Below are 20260 nucleotides of genomic sequence, written 5' to 3' on the forward strand. Positions count from 1 at the left end.
GTATTGGACGTTAACATTAATCTACCTAAACCACATTCCGGACAGCAAAGAGTACTTGATAGCAAAGCACGATTCAAATGCCTTTTATGTGGGAGGCGCTGGGGCAAATCGCTGGTTTCTCAAATAATTTCAATACTTGGTATGCTTAAAAAAAAGCATATCGCTTACGTTACGCCTACATATCAGCTAAGTAAGATATTCTTTCAAGAGATAACCAAGATTATTCCGGTTCAGTTAATACAATCAGCTAATAAAACCGACCTGATTATTACGCTTAAAACTGGTGGTTCATTAAGCTTTTTAACCGGTGAAAGGCTTGATTCATTTAGAGGTAGGAAATTTCATACAGTTATCATTGATGAGGCTGCTTATATACCGGATTTAGAATTAGCCTGGTTAAATAGCATCCGACCATGTTTGACGGATTATGAGGGTGATGCTTTATTCATCTCAACCCCACGGGGCAAAAACTACTTCTATAGCCTTTATTTAAAAGGCTTGGATGAATCCAATACAGAATGGGAATCATTCCATTACAGCACCTACGATAACCCATACATAAGCAAATCAGAGATTGAAGCAGCTAAAGCTTCATTACCGGATTCAGCATTTAAACAGGAATATTTAGCGGTACCAAATGCTAATAGCAATTCAGTTGTTGCATCGCATTTTATAGAAGCCAATACAATTACAAACTTGTCAACCAAGAAGCCGGTAGTGTTCGGGATTGATATAGCAAAGTATCAAGATTACAGCGTAATTGCTGGTTTAGATTCAGATGGTGCTATGTGTTATTTTGAGCGGTTCCAGCGGGATAATGAATATACGAAGCAGCGTATTAAAGCACTACCATCAAACGTATTGAAAGTAATTGACAGCACACATGGCAGCGTTGGTGATGGCATATTTGAGAGCTTGCAAAACGAAGGTGTAGCAAACATCCGGGGCTTTGAGTTCACATCAGCTACAAAGCCTAAGCTAATTACTGAACTAATTTTAGATATTGAAAAAGGCAATCTAAAATTCAATGAAATTACCGCAAATGAATTATCGATTTTTGAGTACAGTTATACAAGTACCGGGTACATCAAGTATGGTAATGCACCCGGCGGGTTTGATGATTGCGTAATAGCTTTAGCCCTTGCTAATCGCTATAAGAAGCAAATACCGGTTAATTTCTTAGCAGGATTTAGCTTTGGTTAAACTAATTATATTTAATATCATTAATGTGTTTGATGTTGTTATCCGGTTTAGGGTTATTTAGTTTGTCTATACCTCTGTTATCTTGAACACTAATTAGCTTATTGTTAAGAAAATCAACAAAGTCATCTGAGTTGATTTCAAAATCAGGAATGTAAGGTACATTACTCCCTTTATCAAAGCCCCAAAATACTAATGGTTGCAAATTGATATGCGTTTCAGCTTTAATCTTTTCTCCATTATAAGTATTCGGCAAACCAAAGTTTGATTCGTAGACCTCCTTATCGAATTTGTTTACAAATTTACCTTTAACAACATTTGGTGATAGTTGTGTAAAAGTTATTTCGTAACGCTCGTTTTTGAAATCATTTTTGAGTAGCTCTTTAATTAATTGAGGATTTCTGCAATGTTCGTCTGAGTTCATAATATTAATTTTTATTAATTGATTCCAGCAATCTTTTTGACGTTTTTTGTTAAGCTATCAACTACCTTTTCGGATAGCTTGTAGCGCACATCAGTACCTGAGCCATCAGTAACAGAAAAGGCTATAGTTTGATAATACCCTTCAAGCCTTTTTTCTTTAAATAGCTTTTCTTGTTTCACTCTTGCATAATAACTAATTAAACCTTGCTCAAAAGCGGCGGTATCATTAGCTACCATAACCGTATCGTGCTTTTCTATAGCAGTGTAATTTGGAGTAAGCAAATCCTTTTCAAGTTGCTTTAATTTGATATTGTAAACGTTTAATGGTTGTGGTTTCGGCTTACAACCCATAAAGGATAGTAGTAGGATTGCGTAAGTGATTCTTCTCATTATGTGAATAGGTTACAAGCGAAGGTAGCATACTATTTATCAATATGCAATTGATAGATAAATTACCCACCAGCTACCACGACATTAATTATAAAACCTATATCAAAATCATTCAAGCAATACCGGCAGAATTACCGGAAGGGTGGGATGAAGATGAATATAACAGCTACATCACTTTAATACCGCTATCTATATTTCTCGATATCCCTGTTATTGATTTAGAACGCTTACCAGCTACAGAAATAGTACCAATGCTTCAACGGTTGCAGTTTATGAATGAACCTATCCCGGAAGCTAAAACAACGCTTAAACTCAAAGCTGAATCTGAACTTACTTATGATGAATTTGTGAGTTATCAGAAGTTAAGGTTATCACAATGGGATAACATGGAAAAAATCTTAAATCTGATTATAAAAGATAAAACCGCTGGTGAGTTAAGCCTTTTGACAATCCCGGAGGTGGTTGCCGTTTTTTTTATACTGAACAAGTCAACGAACAAATCAATACAATCCTTAAAACGCTCTTTGGGCAAACAGATGATGAAGCAGAACTTGAAAGTGATTTGGGCAATGTTCAAGGGTCTGTAATGGGCGAATTGCAAAAACACACTGAAGATAAATTTAAAGAGCAGTGGGGGTGGATTGACCTTGCAATGCAGGTGGCAAAAGAAACATTAACCAGCTTTTTTATTGTGATGAATAAACCAGTTTTAGAGGTACTAACATTAGCCGGTTATCTTTCAGCTAAGGTTGAATTGATAGAAAACAGAGCGAAAAAGTAAAAAAGAACGGACAAGACCCCCTGTCTTGCCCGGTGTGTTAGCCAATAAAAATCAAATCTTTAATCTGACAATATCCAACTAACTCTTAACCAATATACGCTTATATGCCAAGACAATCAATAACCAGCGCATCAAGGCAAGCCCGTGCTGATGCTTTATCACAACTTGATAACATAGGTTCCACCCGTTCAGAGTTTTCAAATGAAGAGGTCTTTACCGCTATGGAATCTGATGTGGCAAATTTTATCCAACGTGTTCAGCAAAATATCAATGATGCTGGTATTGCCAACACAGGTGATATAGCTGATTTAAGGATGAATGTATCTAATACCGGAATTGAAATAATAGGTAAACCTTATTTAATATACCAGGATAAAGGTGTGCAGGGTTCAGTAAGTAACGCAAAAGCACCTAACAGTCCTTTCAAATATACCGATAAGAAGCCTCCGGCTAATTCTTTTAAAGATTACATCAAACGTAAAAATCTAAATCTTAGGAATGAAGAGTTTTATGATTCAAATGCTGGTTCACCATTTAATAATTCAGAGGGTGATGAAGCTGCAATAAACAGCATTGCTTTCGCCATGGCGAATTCCGTATATCAAACAGGATTAGCCCCTAAAAATATCTTCTCAAAAGAGTTACCAAAACTGGTTGACGATGTGACGAAATCAGTAACAAACTTTGCTGCCAGTTTCATCACATCATCAATTCAAGACAAGTATGGTAATGACTTGGTTAAAAAAGCCAGTAAGAAGTGATTATTCCAAAAGCTATTTAATCTTAATCGGAATCTTATCTGCTTTTTCTCTCTTTGGTGGTGGTGCCTGTGGTGGCGGAGGTGGAGGTGGTTTTTGTTGTTTTCCCATCTTATTTTCTTTTTTCGTTTTTAGGTTTTGGTGTTACAGGTTCAGAAACGTTAACAGTGCTTGAAGCTTTTTTAAATTTTACTCGACGAAATGAGCGTCGTGAAGCAGGTTTGTAATTAAATTTTAATACCCAACCTAATTTAGAACTTTTAGCTTTATAAGTCCTACCTTCTTTTCTTGGTTTGTAAGTTTTTATCTCATCCTGTTTAGAGGTTTTATTTTTAATTTTTATTCGACTATCTGAAAGCGAACTTAGCTTGATAGCTTTATTAATTCTTCTCTGTTTTTTTCGCTCTGACATGTTAAAATCTGTTAGCTAAAGATAACGCATAAGTTAATATTAATATCAAATATGAAATTCCAATAAAAAACTTTGCCCCGAATAATAGAGTACCCCTATAGTCATTGATGCTTGAATTGTGAGTGTTGATTTCAACATACCATCCGATGATATTCTGCTTGAACCTTTCATTAGTTTTTGCATCAATTTCCTTCTCTCTTTTAGAGGGATTAAAAATTAATTCAAGCAATGTTAAGCCAGGAGTTATCTTATCATAGTATTCGGATAGCTCCGTAAAGTTAGTTGATACTTCGTCGCTGTTTGGAAAGGATTTATACTCTCTTTTGTAACCGAAATAAAATAGAATAATCAGTACAATCGATGTTGTGAATGACACCATATTAATTCCTACACACCAAGGTTTGATTTCATTGAACCACAGATAGCTATGGTTGGGTGATAGATTTAAAACATAAAATATACCAGCACTTAATAAACCCAACATGGTTACCGGAATATTTAAGATAGATTCAAAATGAAGCTTACGTTGAACTTCATAATCATATTTTTCCTTTAAAATTGTAATGAGTTGGGTTTTGTCTATCTGCATCGTTGATAAGGTTTTAATCAAATATACTTAAAAGGCAGACTATTTATTTGAAAGCATTTGATGATTTCAATAGATAAGCAACCCCAAAGTTTTACACCGGCTGATTCGCCTATACAATTCAAGTTTACTTCAGACAAGCCGGGTGCTTTATATTTCAGTGTTCAAGTTCTTGATGGTGATACTGGTGGCTTAATTGCTAATCAGAAATACCAAACCCTACCTAATTTAAATAACGGTACTGTATGTGATTTATCCTCGGTTCTAAGCCCGTTTGTTGATAACCAGTTACTACCATCGGTCGACCTATTGCAGCCTGTTAGCAAGCTTGTAAAGGCATATCAATTAAGCATTACGGATAACTATGTTTCCGGCAGCACTGTTATTACTGGTTCAACATTAACAACAGGTATCTACAATGTATGGAATGCTGAATTTGACAGAATTCAATTTACTGATTTTTCCTATTCTGATTATGCAATTAATGCAGTTTCAGGTAATACCAATTTCCTAACAGACAAACCACAAATAAGTAATATATATCGGAGAAGCAATGAATACTTATATTTTCTTAATGCTGGTATCAATGCTAAAGTTGAATTTAAATTTTATGGCTTTGGGCATACGCTTTTAGGCTCTCATACGCTATCAGGAATTACGGCAAACACTAAAGCTTACCGGTTGAATGTAAGCCCTAATGCGATACAAAACCACTATGGGTATGCCCTTTCAAATTTGTATGGTAATTACTCCTTTGATGATATGTTTACTGATACGTTTGGTTCAAATTATGGTATAGACAATGCAAATTATTACACAGTTCAAATTCTTGACAGCAGCAATATTCCAAAATCCGAATTAAGAACATACATCTTGAAAAATGATAAATGTATATGTGAACCCGTACAAATTGTGTTTAGCAATCGCTTAGGTGGGTTCGATTCTGTAACCATGTTTAATCCGGCTGAAACTATAAGCGTTGAAAAATCTATAATCAAAACATACCCATACCAAATTGACACCGCTGGTGATTACACAAACATTACCAATGGCGTTTATAGTGAAACGGACTTTGTTTACAATAAAGTAAGTGAATCTACCTATAAAGTATTCTCAGATGTCCTGAACATTGAAACTGCAAAATGGCTTAAATCAATTATTGATTCTGAAAAGGTGTATGTGAAGTTAAGCAATGGAGTTTTCTTACCTATAACGATTAAAAACAAGTCATACAGCTTAGGCAATAAGCAGTATTCAACCGGCAATAGAAGGCTGGAATTGGAATTTAAGGTAAGCGAATCAAGCTTGAAGTTCTAACAGGTAAACAGACTATTTATCTCAAACAAGAGATAAATGGATATTTCAAATTTCGTTTCCGGCGTAACAGCTAATATATCTAACAAAACCGAACCTAAATCTATACCGGCATCAACTGTAGGTGCTGCTTTTTCAGAACTTGCTAACCTTACTAAAACCGCTGTTGAAGCAAAGTTTGATTTTGCCAGCGGTGCCACTTTGATAACACAAATATCAGGTGTTACCGCGTCTGTTGGTTCACTGGAATACCTTAAAGCTTTACAGCAAAGCAATACTGATTTATTCAGCATTCAAGATTCCAACGGTTACAATGCTTTAAGATTAACTATTGATGGTAATCTTTTATACCGCAATAAAGTTACCGGGGCAACAGATAGCTGGAATAATCTTAAAGGTAAGAATATAGCATTCTTAGGTGATAGCATCACTACTGCACCACGTTCACAAGACGGTATAACAGCTAATAATATCTATTGGGGTTTAATCCGTGATAGATACGGTTGCAATGTATACGCTAATGGAGTACCCGGTTCTTGTATTGCGCAGAAATCCGGTGTATCAGCCTTCACAACTGATAGCCGTTGGCAGTCCTTAAACTCTACATTTACACCTGATGCGGTTGTAGTGTTCGGCGGTACTAATGACTTTGGTGGTCAGAATATCCCGTTGGGTACTTATGCCGATTCTGAAACAGGCAAAACCACTTTCTATAGCGCATTAAAGTACCTGTTTCACTCGCTTCAAGACAGATATAAGGGTTCAAAAATCTTCTTTATGACCCCGATGCAAAGAGCGGATAGGGGTTTTCCATCGCTTAATGTAACTACCGGCTTTTATATGTCGGAGTTTCAAGATGCTATTCAAAAAGTAGCTAAGGATTACGGTATCATCATCATTGATACTAATCAGAATAGCGGATTCAATTACTACAATATGGTCAGCGGTGGTACTTCACCGTGGTCACCGGACGGTTTACACCCGAACATAGCAGGTCACGCAAGGTTAGCGGATTATGTAGGTAACATTCTCAACCTACACTTTAAACAAGCAGCTTAATAATGAAATTTAAATTAATAATTGAAGGGGCTGATTTCAGTTCCTTTGGGTTAGGGCAATCTTCTGATGTTTCAACCTATATAAACAACTTTAATGCTTTAGGTGGTGGTACATTAACCACAAACGAAAAAACAGCACTGCAATCATATTATGATGGATTAGTTAGTGCTAACCTTTGGGATAAGATAGAAGTTCTTTATCCTTTTATAGGTTCAACAGCAACCTATCATAAATACAACTTCAAGAACTATCAGGATACTGATGCTGCATACAGATTAACATTCTCAAATGATGTAACCAGTGCGCATACTGCATCAGGTTATGTTGGTGATAGAAATGCACAGCGTTCAGCCAATTCTAATTATTACTGGACTGGTACATTGAGCAGCACTTGTGCCGGGTTTTATAATACTACTGGTGAAGTTGCAGATACTAACAGCCGGGTTGTAATGGGAGGTGCCAGCACATCATCCGCATCAACAAGTATCAGCAGATTAGTTTTAGCCCGGAACTTTTCCAATGTAACACAAGGTGAGTTAGCGAGAACTACAGGCGGTTTAACATCAGGTACTACATTAGACAGAGCAAAAATCGGATTCTTAGCCGTATCAAATAATAGCGGTACAGTTAAGCTATGGGATGATACTTCAATAGTTGGTACAGCCAGTGCAACTATACCGCTTACAGGTGGTAATGTCCCGGTGTATTTATTAGCTTATAAAAACAGCACAATTGAATTAAACTATTTTTCCGATGTTACTTTGGGTACAGCTTTTATAGCTAAAGGATTTACAGATTCTGATATGGTTAATTTTAGCAATTTAACAAAGGCATATAATCAGAGTTTGGGAAGATAAGTCAGTTACATGTCTTGGACAAAAAAATGGGGATTAATAGAATATTTGATAAATTCTTCAAATATTATATCCTCATCTAAATTTTTGTTAAAATTATAGGTTACGTTTCTGTCCTTTAAGTATGCAAGAAACTCTTGATAAGCGATACCGATTTCATTTTTTTTATATCTGAAGGGATTGCTATTGAAGAAGCTTTCAATATGCTTTTTTAGTACATCTAATTCTAAGTTAGGTTTCTCAAATCGTAACCAATATGCCAACCCAAAGGTTGATAAGATTTTCTCATAACGCAGATTTTTGTGATAGAAGCTAAATTGTCTTGCCTCCGGTAATATCTTGAGTGCTATGAATAAATCTTCATCAGCCGTTAAGCCAATCGTTTTGTATTTCTCACTAAGAATCTTAATCGCGTAATCAACATCTTTATCTGTAAAAAAGACAAAGCTATACGGGTCTTTAATGTAAACTGCCAGTATTTGACTTTGCTCTAAAATTATGTAATCGCCGAATATGCTTACTAAGAGCTTATAGAATTCCTGTTTTTGACCTTGGCTTAAAGAGTCAACAACCTGTGCAATAAGAGGAATGAACTTTTTATTAATTTTGTGTCTTGTGCGAAGTAATGGAAGGTAAATATCAAAGTATTGAGGGTGCTTAATTATTATATCGAATATGTTGCGTAATTCTTCGTCTTGTAAGTCTTGATATAGCTGACTAATATTATTTTTCACTTTATCGGAAAGGATTTCCACATCTGTTTTGATGGCATCAGTTTTTGCAAGAATTCCTCTAACCTCCGATACCTTTAAATCTATTTCTTCAAGCGTTTTAGCTGCTTTATCTGCTCTCTTATTGACAAACCAAGCAATAAAGCCAATTATAATAGCTGCTAACGCCAACGTGATTCCTATTGAAGCTATTATGTTCGATAAGGAACTGTTTGTGCTTGAAATATCATTTTGTGAAATTTCAACGGTATGCCTAATGTCTGCCAATTGCTTATTGACACTTGTTAAGCTGTCTTGCAGTTCTGCAACGCTTTTTTTAATGTAAGCACTACTATCAATTCTCTCTTTATTAGCGAAGCAATTAAATGTGATGAATAAAATAGCAAGGGTTAGGTAAAATCTAATTTTCATTTTAAGTAAGCATACTATTTATGGTATGCAGGGCTTAAACTACAAGATTTATTTATTAGAACCTAATGGCAATTATGCTGAACTTGATACTGAGGGATTAGATTTCTCAACCACATTTTCACTTACTGATATTAAGGACATATCACAGAAAAAGGACACTTTATCAAAGAATATCACATTTGTTGGTACCAAGAATAATAACAGGATTTTTGGTAACGTATTTAATCAATCCCGCCATGTTGACCCTAATATTCAAGAGAGCTTATTTATCAATTTTTCAGTTAATAAACCTGTTGAATGTTTGGTGCTCGAAAATTCAACCCCAATACTTAAAGGATATTTAAAGTTTAGTAACGCTATCATTGATGGTGGTATAATAAGCTATGAATGTATCATTACCGGTAACATCTTCAATTTTTACTCACTGTTGGGAGATAAGCTATTATCTGATTTAGATTTTACTGAATACACCCACCAGTTTGATGTAAGGCATATTATAGATAGTTGGGATTCAAATATCAAAATCAGTGGTGACACTGTTGCCATGGAGTACGGTAAAGGTTATTTATACCCGTTCATAAATTATGGTGATGTAAGTTCACCATACCCATCAGACGTTAATAAAATCCACATCAATAATTTTAGACCAGCCATTTACGTAAAAGAATATTTGAACAAGATATTTAACCAGCCGGAGCTGTCAGGATTTACTTATGAGGTTAAAGGAGGTACAGAATTTATTGAAGACTTCAACAGGCTTATCATACCAAATAACAGTGATGTAATGAACCAAAATATGGCGGGTGATACTTTTTTAATGATGTCCAATTTGTTCAGTATTCCTGTTAATAAAACAAGTGGTGATTTACAAGAACAAAGACGTTATTTAAGATTTCCATACCGGGTTGATTATTTATCAAGCATTGAAGGGAATAGTACACCTTATCCCAATGAAGATGGTGAAACTGGTAACGTATTTACAGTTGTAAGGGAATTCAAAACTGATGGTAAAGTAAGCTTTAATTATTCAGCAACACTTAATGGTAATGCTGATTTCCGTATCAAACTATTGGAACGTTCAAGCACAACAAAAGAATTCACGGTAGTGGTGGAAAATCTCTTTATGAGTTTAAATAATAACAGCCAAAGCAAGTATGTTGAATTAATAATTCCACAACGTGCTTTTCAAGTAGGTAAGCAATTTGCTATAAGATTTGACTTCAATGGTTCAGTTATCAACTTAAATAGTAACATCACCAATTTGAAATTTGAAACAGGGGCAGTTGTTAACTATAATGTGAAGTCCGGTGATTCTATTGCCCCGGCACCAGTAACCAATATTAAGCAGAAAGATTTTGTTAAAAGCCTTTCAATGCTATTAAATCTGTACACTTATTCAACCCTTGATAATCCTAAGCATATTATTTTCCAAACCTACAATGATTATTATAGCTTTTGTAAGCCCGAAAATATACAAGCAACTGCTTTAGACTACACTAAAAAGGTTGATTATTCCAGTAAAGTAACCTTTCATCTTATGGGGAATTGGCAAAGAAATATTCATTCACTTATAAAGCAGATTCTGATTATTTCAACGGTCTTTATTCATCAAAGTATGGTGAAGTATACGGCTCTTATGCGGAAACAGATAGTATCGGTACAGCAGATGAAAAGAAGATTGAACTTGTTTTTTCACCAACTCCTTTGGTGCAATATAATAATACCCGTAGAATTACGCCGGAGATTTATAAACTCGAATCCAACAATTTTAGAAGTACTTACAAAAGCAATATCAGGATAATGTACTACAATGGTTTAAAAGATTGTGAGGGCTATCAAATCGGAAATATGAGCTACAACGGTAGTACTTTCAGCTTTTCACCTGAAATACCTATTCCTTTTGAACCTAATCATAGGTTCACCTTTTACCCGCAAATAGGGCATATCAAGTTTGCAACCGGATTAACGAATAATACTTACATGGCAGACCTGAATTTTGGTATTGCTGCTCAATATTATTTTCCGGCTGATATACCGCAAATTGAAGCAATACCAAACAGCTATTACAGGTATTATAGTAACCAAATCAAGGAACTTACCGATTTAAATAATGTACTGTTAGAAGCAACTGTGCTGCTAAGTGAAGCAGATATATCAAACTTAGATATGCGAGTGCCAATATTTATTAATAACCGACACGGTAATGCCTATTACAAAATGATGGAAGTAGAGTACCATAATAGGTTAGAACCATCAACGGTTAAGTTTCAAAAAATCAATCTTTAAGATTGCCAGCGATAATTGCAATTCAAACATTTATTATAGGTCTTTTTTTCAATGAAATATCTGTAAGCAAACACTATTGCAGGAATAACTCCCACTGCAATAAAGAAGGATGACATAAATACTAAACCATCCATTGTAATGATACCGAGTGAGATTGACAATAAACTAAGTATTAATACAGTCAACCTGTATTGTTGAGTTTCGGTTTTTGTATTATAGTTTTTGCAATTTGGGCATTGGGCATTATTCATTTTAATAAGATTTAGCAAATCAAATATCACATTTTTCGCAGACTATTTATCCAAAAGGATAGATGGCAAACAACGGAGGTAATACTCAACAATCTAACGTTTTAATTAATATTGGAGTACAGGGGCAGCAGCAAGTTCAACAAGCTACACAACAAGTACAACAACTGAATAACACGGCGCAAAGAACGGGGCAGGCCAACATGGCCGCCCCTGTGAGAACTTTGCGCCAACAATTGAGGGATGCCAATAACGACCTTCAACGGATGGCTTCGTTGGGGCAACAAAATACAGCTCAATTTGCTCAAACTGCTGCAAGAGTTGCCGGGTTGCGAAATGATATTGATGAAGCCAACAATTCTATACGTGCGTTTGACCCGGATAATAAATTTAAGGTATTCGCCAATTTTGCCAGTGCAGGGGCTAAGGCTCTTGCTGGATACACCGCAACCCTTAATCTAATCGGACTTGAAACTGATGATGCTGCAAAAATAACCGCCAAGCTTCAATCACTGATGGCATTTAGTGATGCTATAGATTCATTAGGGGATATTAAAGACAGCTTCAAAGATTTAGGTAGGTTATTAGGATTAACCACTACTGCAACACAAGCTCAAACACAAGCACAAAACGTACAGGCAGCAGCAAGTACAGCACAAGCTACAGCAACGCAAGGTGTAACAGCAGCAAATAATACAGCTACAGCCAGTGCTGTAACATTACGTGGTGCTTTATCTGCTATAGGCATAGGTTTACTTATTTCGGCAGTAGCTTATTTGGTTACTAATTGGGATAATCTGAAAGCATCTGTACAAAAGCTCATACCGGCTTTGAGCGATACTAAAGGTGGTTTTGATAAGATTATGCAGGTCGTTTACGGCGTAGGTAATGTTATCATCAACGTACTCAAAGCACCTATTGATGCTCTAATCCTTCAGTTTAAAGTCTTGTATAAAGTAATGACCGGTGATTTTAAAGGGGCAATTGCTGAATTTAAAGCTGGGGCAAACCAATTGGTTAATGACTTCAATGTAATAGGTAATTATCAATCAGGTGTAGCATCAAAATTGGCAGACCAGCGAGAAGCCCACCGAAAAGAACAGCTAACGAAAGAGGTTGAAAATCTAAAGAACCGAATTGAAATTCAAAAGGCAGCAGGTAAAGATGTTACCAAGCTACAGCAACTGCTCTACAAAGACCAGTTAGAACTTGCTAAAGGCAATGAAGAGGAAACTAAAAAGCTTAAACAAGAATATGCAGTAGCACAGGCAGCAGAACAGAAAAAACGTAATGATGAAACTAAAGCCCTTGCCAAAAAGTATTCTGATGATGGTAAGGCTAAGTTGAAAGCTGATTTGGATGAACTCAAAAAGCAGAACGAAGACGCTAAAAAGATTGTTACTGATGCGAGTAAATCTCAACGTGATATTGAACTTGAAAACCTTGATATAAAGTACAAAAAGGAGTTCGCGCTATTAGAGAAGCGTAAAAAGGATATAATAGATTATAACCAGCAATTTAAAACCTTGACAGAAGCCCGTAAAGCTGAAGAGGCGGTTATCACTAAAAAGTATGATGATTTAATCAAAGCATACGATGATGAAGTTCAAACTGCCTATTTAAGTTCTTATGAGAAAAGAGCAATTGAGATAAATAAGAAGGCTGATGAACTATTGAAAAGTGCCACACCGGGACAGCAAGCCGTTATTCAGCAAGATAGATTTTTTCAACTCAATCAGAACACAGCAGAAGCTAAAGCATCAAGTACCAATAATAAAGCGCAAACCGATTTAACCATTGCAGAAGATGTAAACCGTCCAAGTGAAACTGATACTCCGGACGAAGCTAAAATAAAGGTTGAAAATTTAGCTAAAGCCCGCTTTGATGCCGAAAATGCAGCATTTGAACTTAAACGAACGCAGCTTGAAGGACAACAAGAAGAAATTGAATTATTGACGGCTGAACATAATAAAACCTTAACTGATACAGAGAAAGAGGCTGCTGATGCTAAGAAACAAATAGCACAAGCTGAATTTGATAATAAGCTAAAAATGTATGATGCCGTTGGAGCAGCAGCAGGTACAGCATCAGAAATATTAGGACAGAACACATTAGCCGGAAAATCACTTGCCGTGGCATCTTCTCTTATCAACACTTATTCAGCCATTGCGGGGCAGCTAAGAGCCTTTGCCGGTGTACCCATACCGGGTTATGCAATAGCGCAAGCGATAGCAACCGGTGCTGTAGGCTTTGAACAAGTACGAAAGATAATGAGCGTAAAAGTACCTACTGCTGGTGGCAACACTGGTGGTGCAAGTGTAAGCGCACCTGTTATCAATAGTCAAGTTATAAACCGGGAGAATAACGGTACCAATGAAATCAGGCAATCAATTGATAATACTGCCAAGCAAACACAAAATATCAGAGCTTATATAGTTGACAAGGATTTGGAGAAGCAAAAAAGTAAAACCAGCTACTTCAATTCTCAGTCAACAATCTAAACCTATATCACATAAAATGAAAAAATTACCACTTATAGAATTATTAATCAATCCTGAAGATAACTCATTTGTTTCAGCAGTAGCTTTGGTTGAAAACCCGGCTATTGAAAGCGATTTTATTGCCTTTTCAAAGGACACAGCAATTGAAAAATTTTCAATTAATGAAGAGCGCAAAGAACTTTTAGGTGCTGCTATGATTCCTGATGTGCCTATCTATAGAAATTCAGAGCAAAATGGTGAATACATGGCAACGTTTTCAAAAGAAACTATCCGGCAAATTGCACAGGTATTTGCACAAAAAGGGCTTTTCAATAACACCAATATTGAGCATACGTTAGTACCTGCTGAATCGCTAATATTTCAATCTTATATTACCGACCAAGAAAAAGGCATCAACGCACCTAAAGGGGTTGATTGTCCTGATGGTAGTTGGATTATAGGCGTTAAGATTCTCAATGATTCAGTTTGGCAGAATATTAAAGCTGGAAAAATAAAAGGCTTTTCTGTTGAAGGAATCTTTAAAGCAATCGATACCCAAACTACTGTTAATTTATCCAAAGCAAATGATTTTGATATTGCTATTGATGATGTTATAGCATCTATTGATGAACTGGTTAATTAATTAGCCGGGCTTACATACTATTTATGGTATAAGCCAAAAAATGGAAAATAAGAAATTAGAAAAATTAATCGGTTCAGTTGATAAGCTTTTAAAGTTTTTCACTGAAAAGAAAGAAGTTTTTGAGGCTGTTAAGGTAAAGGATAGTGATGTTTCAATTGAATCTGCCATGGAAGTTGGTGCTGATGTTTCAATATCAACGTCCAATGGTTCAGAGCCAGCTACTGATGGTGTTTACTCATTAGAAAACGATAAAGTAATCACCGTAAAGGATGGCAAAATTGAATCAATCCAAGGTGGTGAGGAAACAAAACCAGCAGATGAAGAATTGGCTGATGAAGCCGGTGCAGAACCTATCGCTGAAGATGAAAAACCCAAAGAAGATGAAGCTGTAAAAGCTTTAGAAGACAGGGTTAAATCTTTAGAAGAAACCATAAAAACCTTAATGGATTCAATCAATGCGGTACCATCTAAACAAGATGTATCGGAATTCAAAAATCAGCTATTAACAGTCAATGATTCAATAATAGCATTATCAAAAATACCTACTCAAAAATCCGTTGATGCTCGACCAGAGATGAAGGATAGTGAAGAGGATAAAATCAAGAGAGTAGCAAGCCTATTCTACAAGCAATAACGGATTTACAAAAAATGGCATTTGATGTTACCAAATTACCTGACTATACTAATCAGGATTCAACAGACTTTATTACCAAAAGTATTTTAGGCGCAAGTACGCTATCAATTTTAGCCCAAAGTGGCAAACTATTAACCAACGTTAAAGGCAAACAAGCTATTCCTATTTCGGATGTTGACGTTGTTTTGCAAGACAATTCAACTGATGCAGCAGAGCGCAACGCTCAAGGCGGAATGGTGATTGACCAAGTTATTATTGAACCTGCTGAAATCAAATCTTTAACTAACTGGTCAAACCGTCAATTAACAGACAAATTCACCGTTGAAGAGCTTAAAGCTAAATTTAAAGGTCAAAACTATGATAACGCTGCTTTTGCTGAATTCATAGGCAATGAACAAGCTGCTGCTATAGCAAGTATCAACGAACAAGCTCTATGGCAAGGTGACGTTAATTTACCGGGCACTGGTGCAACAAAAAACTTAAACAGGTTTGATGGTTTCTTGAAAAAAATGAAAGTTTCAGGTGCAACTGGTGTAGCTATTAACTTATCAGGTTCAACTACCGGTGCTACCATCGTTGAAAAACTTAAAAATGGTTTCTTATCCACTAAAGTCGAAGTACGAACACAACCGGATTTTCGCTTATTTATTTCAAAAGCTGATTATCAATTATACATTGCTGCTTTGAGTGAAAAGAACCTTTATGTTCCTGCAACTGAGAAAGTATTATTTGGTACAGATTGCCCTATGGAAATTGTTGAAGGTTTAGTAGGTACGGGTACAGTTGTATTTACAAGACTTCGCAGCTTATACGCTGGTACCGATTTGGATTCTGATGCTTCAACTGCAACTAAATATTTTTCACCTGAAACTAAGCAATTGTACATCGATTTTCAATACTCTTTGGGTACTGCAACTGCTATGCACAATGAAATATTCTACTCTAAAGTAGCTTAATAATAAGGATAGGAGAGGGTGAATTATGTGTGAAACATTATTACAAACCGCAAGAGATTGCGGTAAAAATACAAAGGATGGTGTAAAGTCTGATGTGTACCTGATTGCATTCGCTGACTTAAAAGCGGTATCAGGCAGTACAGAAGTTTATTCAACATCTGCATCAGGTTTAATAACGGAAATAGCTTTAAAAACAGGCTCTACAAAGTTTGTTAAATACGGTACTGTTGCAAAACAATCATCGATTAAGGAAACATATACATACAATGACAATGGTAGTTATGACATAGCTAAAGAATTAACTTTTACCTTATCAAATGTTGGTTCGTTGGCTGCAAGGCAAGGTGTTGAAAAACTGGTGTCAAATCCGGTTGCTGCATTAGTTCGTTTGGAAACTGGTACATGGGTAGCTTTTGGTTTAAATAACCAATTTATGGCTAAAACCATGGAAGGTACCGCGGGTACAGGTTCTAATGGAAGGGTTATCACTTTAGCAGGTTCAGATACTGAATTTTTGCAACCAGTAGACCCGGCAATAATTTCAGCATTGATAGCAGCTTAAAAGCTTAATTAGGTTTTATTATTCAACCTCTTAGTTAATCGCTAAGGGGTTTTTTTATGTACCCGTACTATTTATTTCAAGGGATTATGATACTGATTGATACAGCAAAGCCGAAGCAGCAACTGATACTTACGTTAAGTGAAAAAGTAACGGTAAATGAGCCGGAATACTTATTGGCTTTTACTGGTGATGCAACAAATGATACTTATCAGATTACGCTTTCTGATAAGCTCTCTTTATCAAATAGTCGGTATGATTTATTTACCGTTGATACTTCGCTTTTCAACGGCATTCCAGCCGGATTTTATACTTACCAAGTTTATCAAAAAGCAAACAGCATCATTGAAACAGGTAAGCTACTAATTCAAATAAAAGAAGCTGAACCTGAAATCATAAGCCCTATCAGAAGCGAAGAATATTTGATTTACAAACCATAATGAGTGAGAAAAGTGCGGGAGATAAAGGATTTCAGGAATTAATAACGTTTGCGAGAAGTATTACACCACTGCCAGTTGAAGTAATACAAAGCACCAGTGATGATAGGTGGGTAAGCTTTGGTACAGATAATCTGTACCCTAACTTTCTTCTAAAACTTTATGGTGAATGCGCGTTACACCGGGGAATCGTTGGCAAGAAGCTCAATTTCTTAATGGGTGATGGAATTGTAACGAAATCGGATTCAAAACCATTTGTAGCTAATATTAATCAGGTTGATTCAGCAGAAGAGTTAATTCAGAAGTTGAGTTATGATTTTATTCTTTTCCAAGCTTTTGCAATTGAGGTACAGTACGATTTGTTGAACAATAAGCCGCTTTATTTTAATCACATTCCCATAAATCATATCAGAAGCAACAAGAACCGCACACGTTTTTGGGTATGTCAGGATTGGATTAAACGTAGGGATGTGTTAACGTATAACAGATGGATAAAAGGCGATAACGAAGACCGTAAATCCAAAATATTTTACTACACAGGCTACGCGCCAAGTGTAAATAATATTTACCCTGATGTTGACTATAAGGCCGCTATCACCGCGATGGTAACAGATATGCTTATCAACAACTGGTTTAAGAATAATATTGAGGATGGCTTTAGTCCAGCTCATATTATAAGTTTTTTCAAGGGAGTTCCAACATCAGAAGAGGGGAGAGATTTTGAACGTAAGTTTAAAGCTACTTATTCAGGGTCTGATGGCTTGAAATATCTTATCAACTATGATAACGGTGGCGATTCTTCAAGTGTTAAAATTGATAGCATTCCAAGCGATGACTATGCTACTAAACTGACAGAAGTCATTAAGAAAGTTGAAAATTCAATACTGCAATCACATTCAGCTACCCGTTTACTTTTTGGTGTTGAAACCGAAGGTTCATTAGGTGGTAACGGTACAGAGCTTGAAATTCAATATGAGATTTTTAAACAGACTTGGGTTAAAAATACCCGGAATGTAATTGAATCGGGATTGAATAAATTGTTTGCTGATGCTGGTTTACCTGCTATTGAATTCAAAGATAAATCATCATTGTTTAGCACTTCATTAGAAAATGCCACCAAAGAGAAGGTGTTGACTATCGATGAACTAAGGAACATTGATGGTAAATCGCCACTACCTAATGGTGCCGGTCAAGGTTTAATTGGTGCAGCAGCTCCTAACATGGAAAATGGATTTGCAAAGGACGGTAAGAAGTTAACCGGGGAAGATTTTGAACTGGTTAAAGACTTTGGTGTTCATCGGGGTGAATTTGAATTTGTAACGGATGAAGCACTAAACTTTGCTGGTGATGATGCTATTGAGAATTATTTGATTTCAGAAAAGATAGACGGCAAATCCATCGCTACCATTAAAGCAGATATTCAAAATACTTTAGGCATTAATACAACCAATGAAGCTATCACAGAAAAGATAAATAAGCTCACACAAGCAAAGATAATTTCAAGCGATATAAGCAATGGTAAGGTAAATATTAAGCCTGTAGAGCAGCCTAAAGTAAGCAACGAGGTGCAGGTGATGTATGAGTATGTTGTGCGTAGCGGATATGGTAAGCCGTTAATTGCAGCATCAAGGGATTTCTGCACTAAGCTTATCAATAATGACCGCTTGTATACACGTACTGACATTCAGCAAATGAGCTCAATTTTTGGATATGATATATTCAGGCATTGCGGTGGCTGGTATTTTAATTCTGATACAGGCCAAGCGGAAAATCAATGTAGGCACGAATGGAAAATGGTTAAAGTAATTAGAAAGGGTAACAAATAATGAAGAGGGTGCAATTCTTAACCGTACAGGAGCTTAAAGAGAACTCTATAATTCAAATCAATGTTTACGAGAAGATTTTGAATCAAAGTATCATTGAGTTTCAAGATTTGGAGCTATCTCAAATTTTGGGCAAAGCAACTTATAAAAGATTATCTAACCTGTTAGTTAGCGGTGTTACTATATCAGGCTTTACTTATTCAAATGATGATACACTGTTGTTTGAACACATCAAACCGGTAATGGTCTATGGTAGCTTACTTTATAGCCTGTCACCATTACAGCACAAAGTAAGTAACAAAGGAGTTCAAAACATTACTGATGCCAATGCTCAAATAGGTGATGTTGATAAGCTCAGAAGTAACTATACAGCAAAGTTGGAAGGCTATAAAAAGCTATTGATAGAGTACATGGAAACGGATAACGACCCAGAAACTGTACCGCCTCAAAATATAGATACCAGTTTTGCTTTCACCGGAATATCTATACCGGATAATCAATACAATGAAGCAGAAGCTTACCGGGATGCTGCTTATAAAACTGGTTATTATAGAAGGGTGATTTATTAATGATAACCATTAACCAATACATAAAATTTATTGAAAACTTCTTAAAGCAGCATCAGCAAATCAACACCGTTATTACATCAAATGAAGCTGATTTTAAAGCTTATGACAACATTGTTTATCCGGTTGCTCATATTGATTATGTAACACAGCGTATCAACGGTGCTAACGTTAGCCATCAATTTGAAATTATTATAGGTGACTTATTCGACCCTAATTTGCCCGAGACTGAATTTGAGATTTATTCAGACTGTAATTTGATTGCTGATGATGTGGTTACTTACTTCGCTAATCAGTTTGATACCGGTTATGAGGTTGACGAAAATGTAAGTGTTCAAAAATTTACTGATGCTAATGTTGATAGGGTAGCGGGTTGCGTGTTTGTATTAACCTTCAATCAATTCCGTGAGGCGAATGCTTGTATCATACCAACTAACGATAACACCCGCCCTTTTGGTGAGCAATTTAATCAGGAGTTTTAAAACTCCATCCCCTTTTCTTAAACATTAAGTAAGCGAATAAAAAACCCACTATTAAGCCGAAATACATTCCGAAAGTAGTTGAGTTCATATCAGATATGCCTGATGCTATGAATTTAAAACTAAATAATATTGGTATTATCACTGCTAATATCCCTGCAATCATTTTAGGTGCCGGAGCAATTGCACAGGCGATGATAGGAACCAAAGAATAAATAAGTCCGAACAAA

Annotated in this window: 23 protein-coding genes; 18 read left to right on the forward strand and 5 right to left on the reverse strand. The window is 36.0% G+C overall.

The window, feature by feature from the left end:
- The first annotated feature begins 3 nt into the window (after positions 1-3).
- Positions 4-1203: a terminase large subunit domain-containing protein gene (locus LJ707_RS13245; protein WP_228951713.1), complete on the forward strand. Its 1200-nt coding sequence runs from the start codon at positions 4-6 to the stop codon at positions 1201-1203.
- 1 nt (position 1204) lies between these two features.
- Here the strand turns inward: LJ707_RS13245 and LJ707_RS13250 are convergent, their stop codons facing one another.
- Positions 1205-1624 carry a hypothetical protein gene (locus LJ707_RS13250; RefSeq protein WP_228951715.1) on the reverse strand — a complete coding sequence of 140 codons (420 nt, stop codon included), beginning with the start codon at positions 1622-1624 and terminating at the stop codon, positions 1205-1207.
- A 14-nt stretch (positions 1625-1638) separates the two neighbouring features.
- Positions 1639-2013 (reverse strand): hypothetical protein, encoded by a 375-nt coding sequence (locus LJ707_RS13255; RefSeq protein ID WP_228951718.1) that lies wholly within the window; start codon positions 2011-2013, stop codon positions 1639-1641.
- Positions 2014-2057: 44 nt separating this feature from the next.
- Between LJ707_RS13255 and LJ707_RS13260 the strand changes: the two genes are divergently transcribed.
- The 3 genes from LJ707_RS13260 (at position 2058) to LJ707_RS13270 (ending at position 3555) form a co-directional block, all read left to right on the forward strand.
- Positions 2058-2600, forward strand: a complete 543-nt coding sequence (locus LJ707_RS13260; protein WP_228951721.1) for a hypothetical protein — start codon at positions 2058-2060, stop codon at positions 2598-2600.
- On the forward strand, positions 2600-2794 hold the full coding sequence (locus LJ707_RS13265) for a hypothetical protein (protein ID WP_228951723.1): 195 nt from the start codon (positions 2600-2602) through the stop codon (positions 2792-2794). Before LJ707_RS13260 ends, LJ707_RS13265 begins: the two co-directional genes overlap by 1 nt.
- Positions 2795-2898: 104 nt before the next feature.
- Positions 2899-3555, forward strand: a complete 657-nt coding sequence (locus LJ707_RS13270) for a hypothetical protein (protein ID WP_228951725.1) — start codon at positions 2899-2901, stop codon at positions 3553-3555.
- Between the two features lie 109 nt (positions 3556-3664).
- On the opposite strand, the gene LJ707_RS13275 is transcribed toward LJ707_RS13270, so the two are convergent.
- Entirely contained in the window at positions 3665-3964 is a 300-nt protein-coding gene (locus tag LJ707_RS13275) for a hypothetical protein (protein ID WP_228951727.1), read from the reverse strand.
- Position 3965: 1 nt separating this feature from the next.
- Positions 3966-4553: a hypothetical protein gene (locus tag LJ707_RS13280; RefSeq protein ID WP_228951729.1), complete on the reverse strand. Its 588-nt coding sequence runs from the start codon at positions 4551-4553 to the stop codon at positions 3966-3968.
- 60 nt (positions 4554-4613) lie between these two features.
- On the opposite strand from LJ707_RS13280, the gene LJ707_RS13285 reads away from it, so the two are divergent.
- Genes LJ707_RS13285 through LJ707_RS13295 form a run of 3 tightly spaced genes read left to right on the forward strand, consistent with a single transcriptional unit; the run spans position 4614 to position 7780 of the window.
- Positions 4614-5867 (forward strand): hypothetical protein, encoded by a 1254-nt coding sequence (locus LJ707_RS13285; RefSeq protein WP_228951731.1) that lies wholly within the window; start codon positions 4614-4616, stop codon positions 5865-5867.
- Between the two features lie 36 nt (positions 5868-5903).
- The gene (locus tag LJ707_RS13290) at positions 5904-6923 is read left to right on the forward strand and encodes an SGNH/GDSL hydrolase family protein (RefSeq protein WP_228951733.1); all 1020 of its coding nucleotides are present in this window, start codon (positions 5904-5906) and stop codon (positions 6921-6923) included.
- Positions 6924-6925: 2 nt separating this feature from the next.
- Positions 6926-7780 carry a hypothetical protein gene (locus tag LJ707_RS13295; RefSeq protein ID WP_228951734.1) on the forward strand — a complete coding sequence of 285 codons (855 nt, stop codon included), beginning with the start codon at positions 6926-6928 and terminating at the stop codon, positions 7778-7780.
- A 5-nt stretch (positions 7781-7785) separates the two neighbouring features.
- On the opposite strand, the gene LJ707_RS13300 is transcribed toward LJ707_RS13295, so the two are convergent.
- Positions 7786-8919: a hypothetical protein gene (locus LJ707_RS13300; protein ID WP_228951737.1), complete on the reverse strand. Its 1134-nt coding sequence runs from the start codon at positions 8917-8919 to the stop codon at positions 7786-7788.
- Between the two features lie 25 nt (positions 8920-8944).
- Between LJ707_RS13300 and LJ707_RS13305 the strand changes: the two genes are divergently transcribed.
- From LJ707_RS13305 to LJ707_RS13355, 11 genes are all read left to right on the forward strand, one after another.
- On the forward strand, positions 8945-10720 hold the full coding sequence (locus tag LJ707_RS13305) for a hypothetical protein (protein WP_228951739.1): 1776 nt from the start codon (positions 8945-8947) through the stop codon (positions 10718-10720).
- 47 nt (positions 10721-10767) lie between these two features.
- On the forward strand, positions 10768-11205 hold the full coding sequence (locus LJ707_RS13310) for a hypothetical protein (RefSeq protein WP_228951741.1): 438 nt from the start codon (positions 10768-10770) through the stop codon (positions 11203-11205).
- 313 nt (positions 11206-11518) lie between these two features.
- Positions 11519-13954 carry a hypothetical protein gene (locus tag LJ707_RS13315; RefSeq protein ID WP_228951743.1) on the forward strand — a complete coding sequence of 812 codons (2436 nt, stop codon included), beginning with the start codon at positions 11519-11521 and terminating at the stop codon, positions 13952-13954.
- A 16-nt stretch (positions 13955-13970) separates the two neighbouring features.
- On the forward strand, positions 13971-14576 hold the full coding sequence (locus tag LJ707_RS13320; RefSeq protein ID WP_228951745.1) for an XkdF-like putative serine protease domain-containing protein: 606 nt from the start codon (positions 13971-13973) through the stop codon (positions 14574-14576).
- Between the two features lie 40 nt (positions 14577-14616).
- The gene (locus LJ707_RS13325) at positions 14617-15210 is read left to right on the forward strand and encodes a hypothetical protein (protein ID WP_228951747.1); all 594 of its coding nucleotides are present in this window, start codon (positions 14617-14619) and stop codon (positions 15208-15210) included.
- A 14-nt stretch (positions 15211-15224) separates the two neighbouring features.
- Positions 15225-16166: a hypothetical protein gene (locus LJ707_RS13330; protein WP_228951749.1), complete on the forward strand. Its 942-nt coding sequence runs from the start codon at positions 15225-15227 to the stop codon at positions 16164-16166.
- A 25-nt stretch (positions 16167-16191) separates the two neighbouring features.
- Positions 16192-16728, forward strand: a complete 537-nt coding sequence (locus tag LJ707_RS13335; RefSeq protein ID WP_228951751.1) for a hypothetical protein — start codon at positions 16192-16194, stop codon at positions 16726-16728.
- 86 nt (positions 16729-16814) lie between these two features.
- Positions 16815-17165, forward strand: coding sequence for a hypothetical protein (locus tag LJ707_RS13340; RefSeq protein ID WP_228951753.1), 351 nt, complete (start codon positions 16815-16817; stop codon positions 17163-17165).
- Positions 17165-18988 (forward strand): hypothetical protein, encoded by a 1824-nt coding sequence (locus LJ707_RS13345; RefSeq protein ID WP_228951755.1) that lies wholly within the window; start codon positions 17165-17167, stop codon positions 18986-18988. Before LJ707_RS13340 ends, LJ707_RS13345 begins: the two co-directional genes overlap by 1 nt.
- A complete protein-coding gene (locus LJ707_RS13350; protein WP_228951757.1) occupies positions 18988-19554 on the forward strand; it encodes a hypothetical protein in 567 nt (188 codons plus the stop codon). The genes LJ707_RS13345 and LJ707_RS13350 overlap by 1 nt, the downstream gene beginning before the upstream one ends.
- On the forward strand, positions 19554-20033 hold the full coding sequence (locus LJ707_RS13355) for a hypothetical protein (protein WP_228951759.1): 480 nt from the start codon (positions 19554-19556) through the stop codon (positions 20031-20033). Before LJ707_RS13350 ends, LJ707_RS13355 begins: the two co-directional genes overlap by 1 nt.
- Positions 20034-20260: the final 227 nt, after the last annotated feature.

The organism is Mucilaginibacter sp. UR6-1 (assembly GCF_020880975.1).
In the GTDB taxonomy this organism is placed as follows: domain Bacteria; phylum Bacteroidota; class Bacteroidia; order Sphingobacteriales; family Sphingobacteriaceae; genus Mucilaginibacter.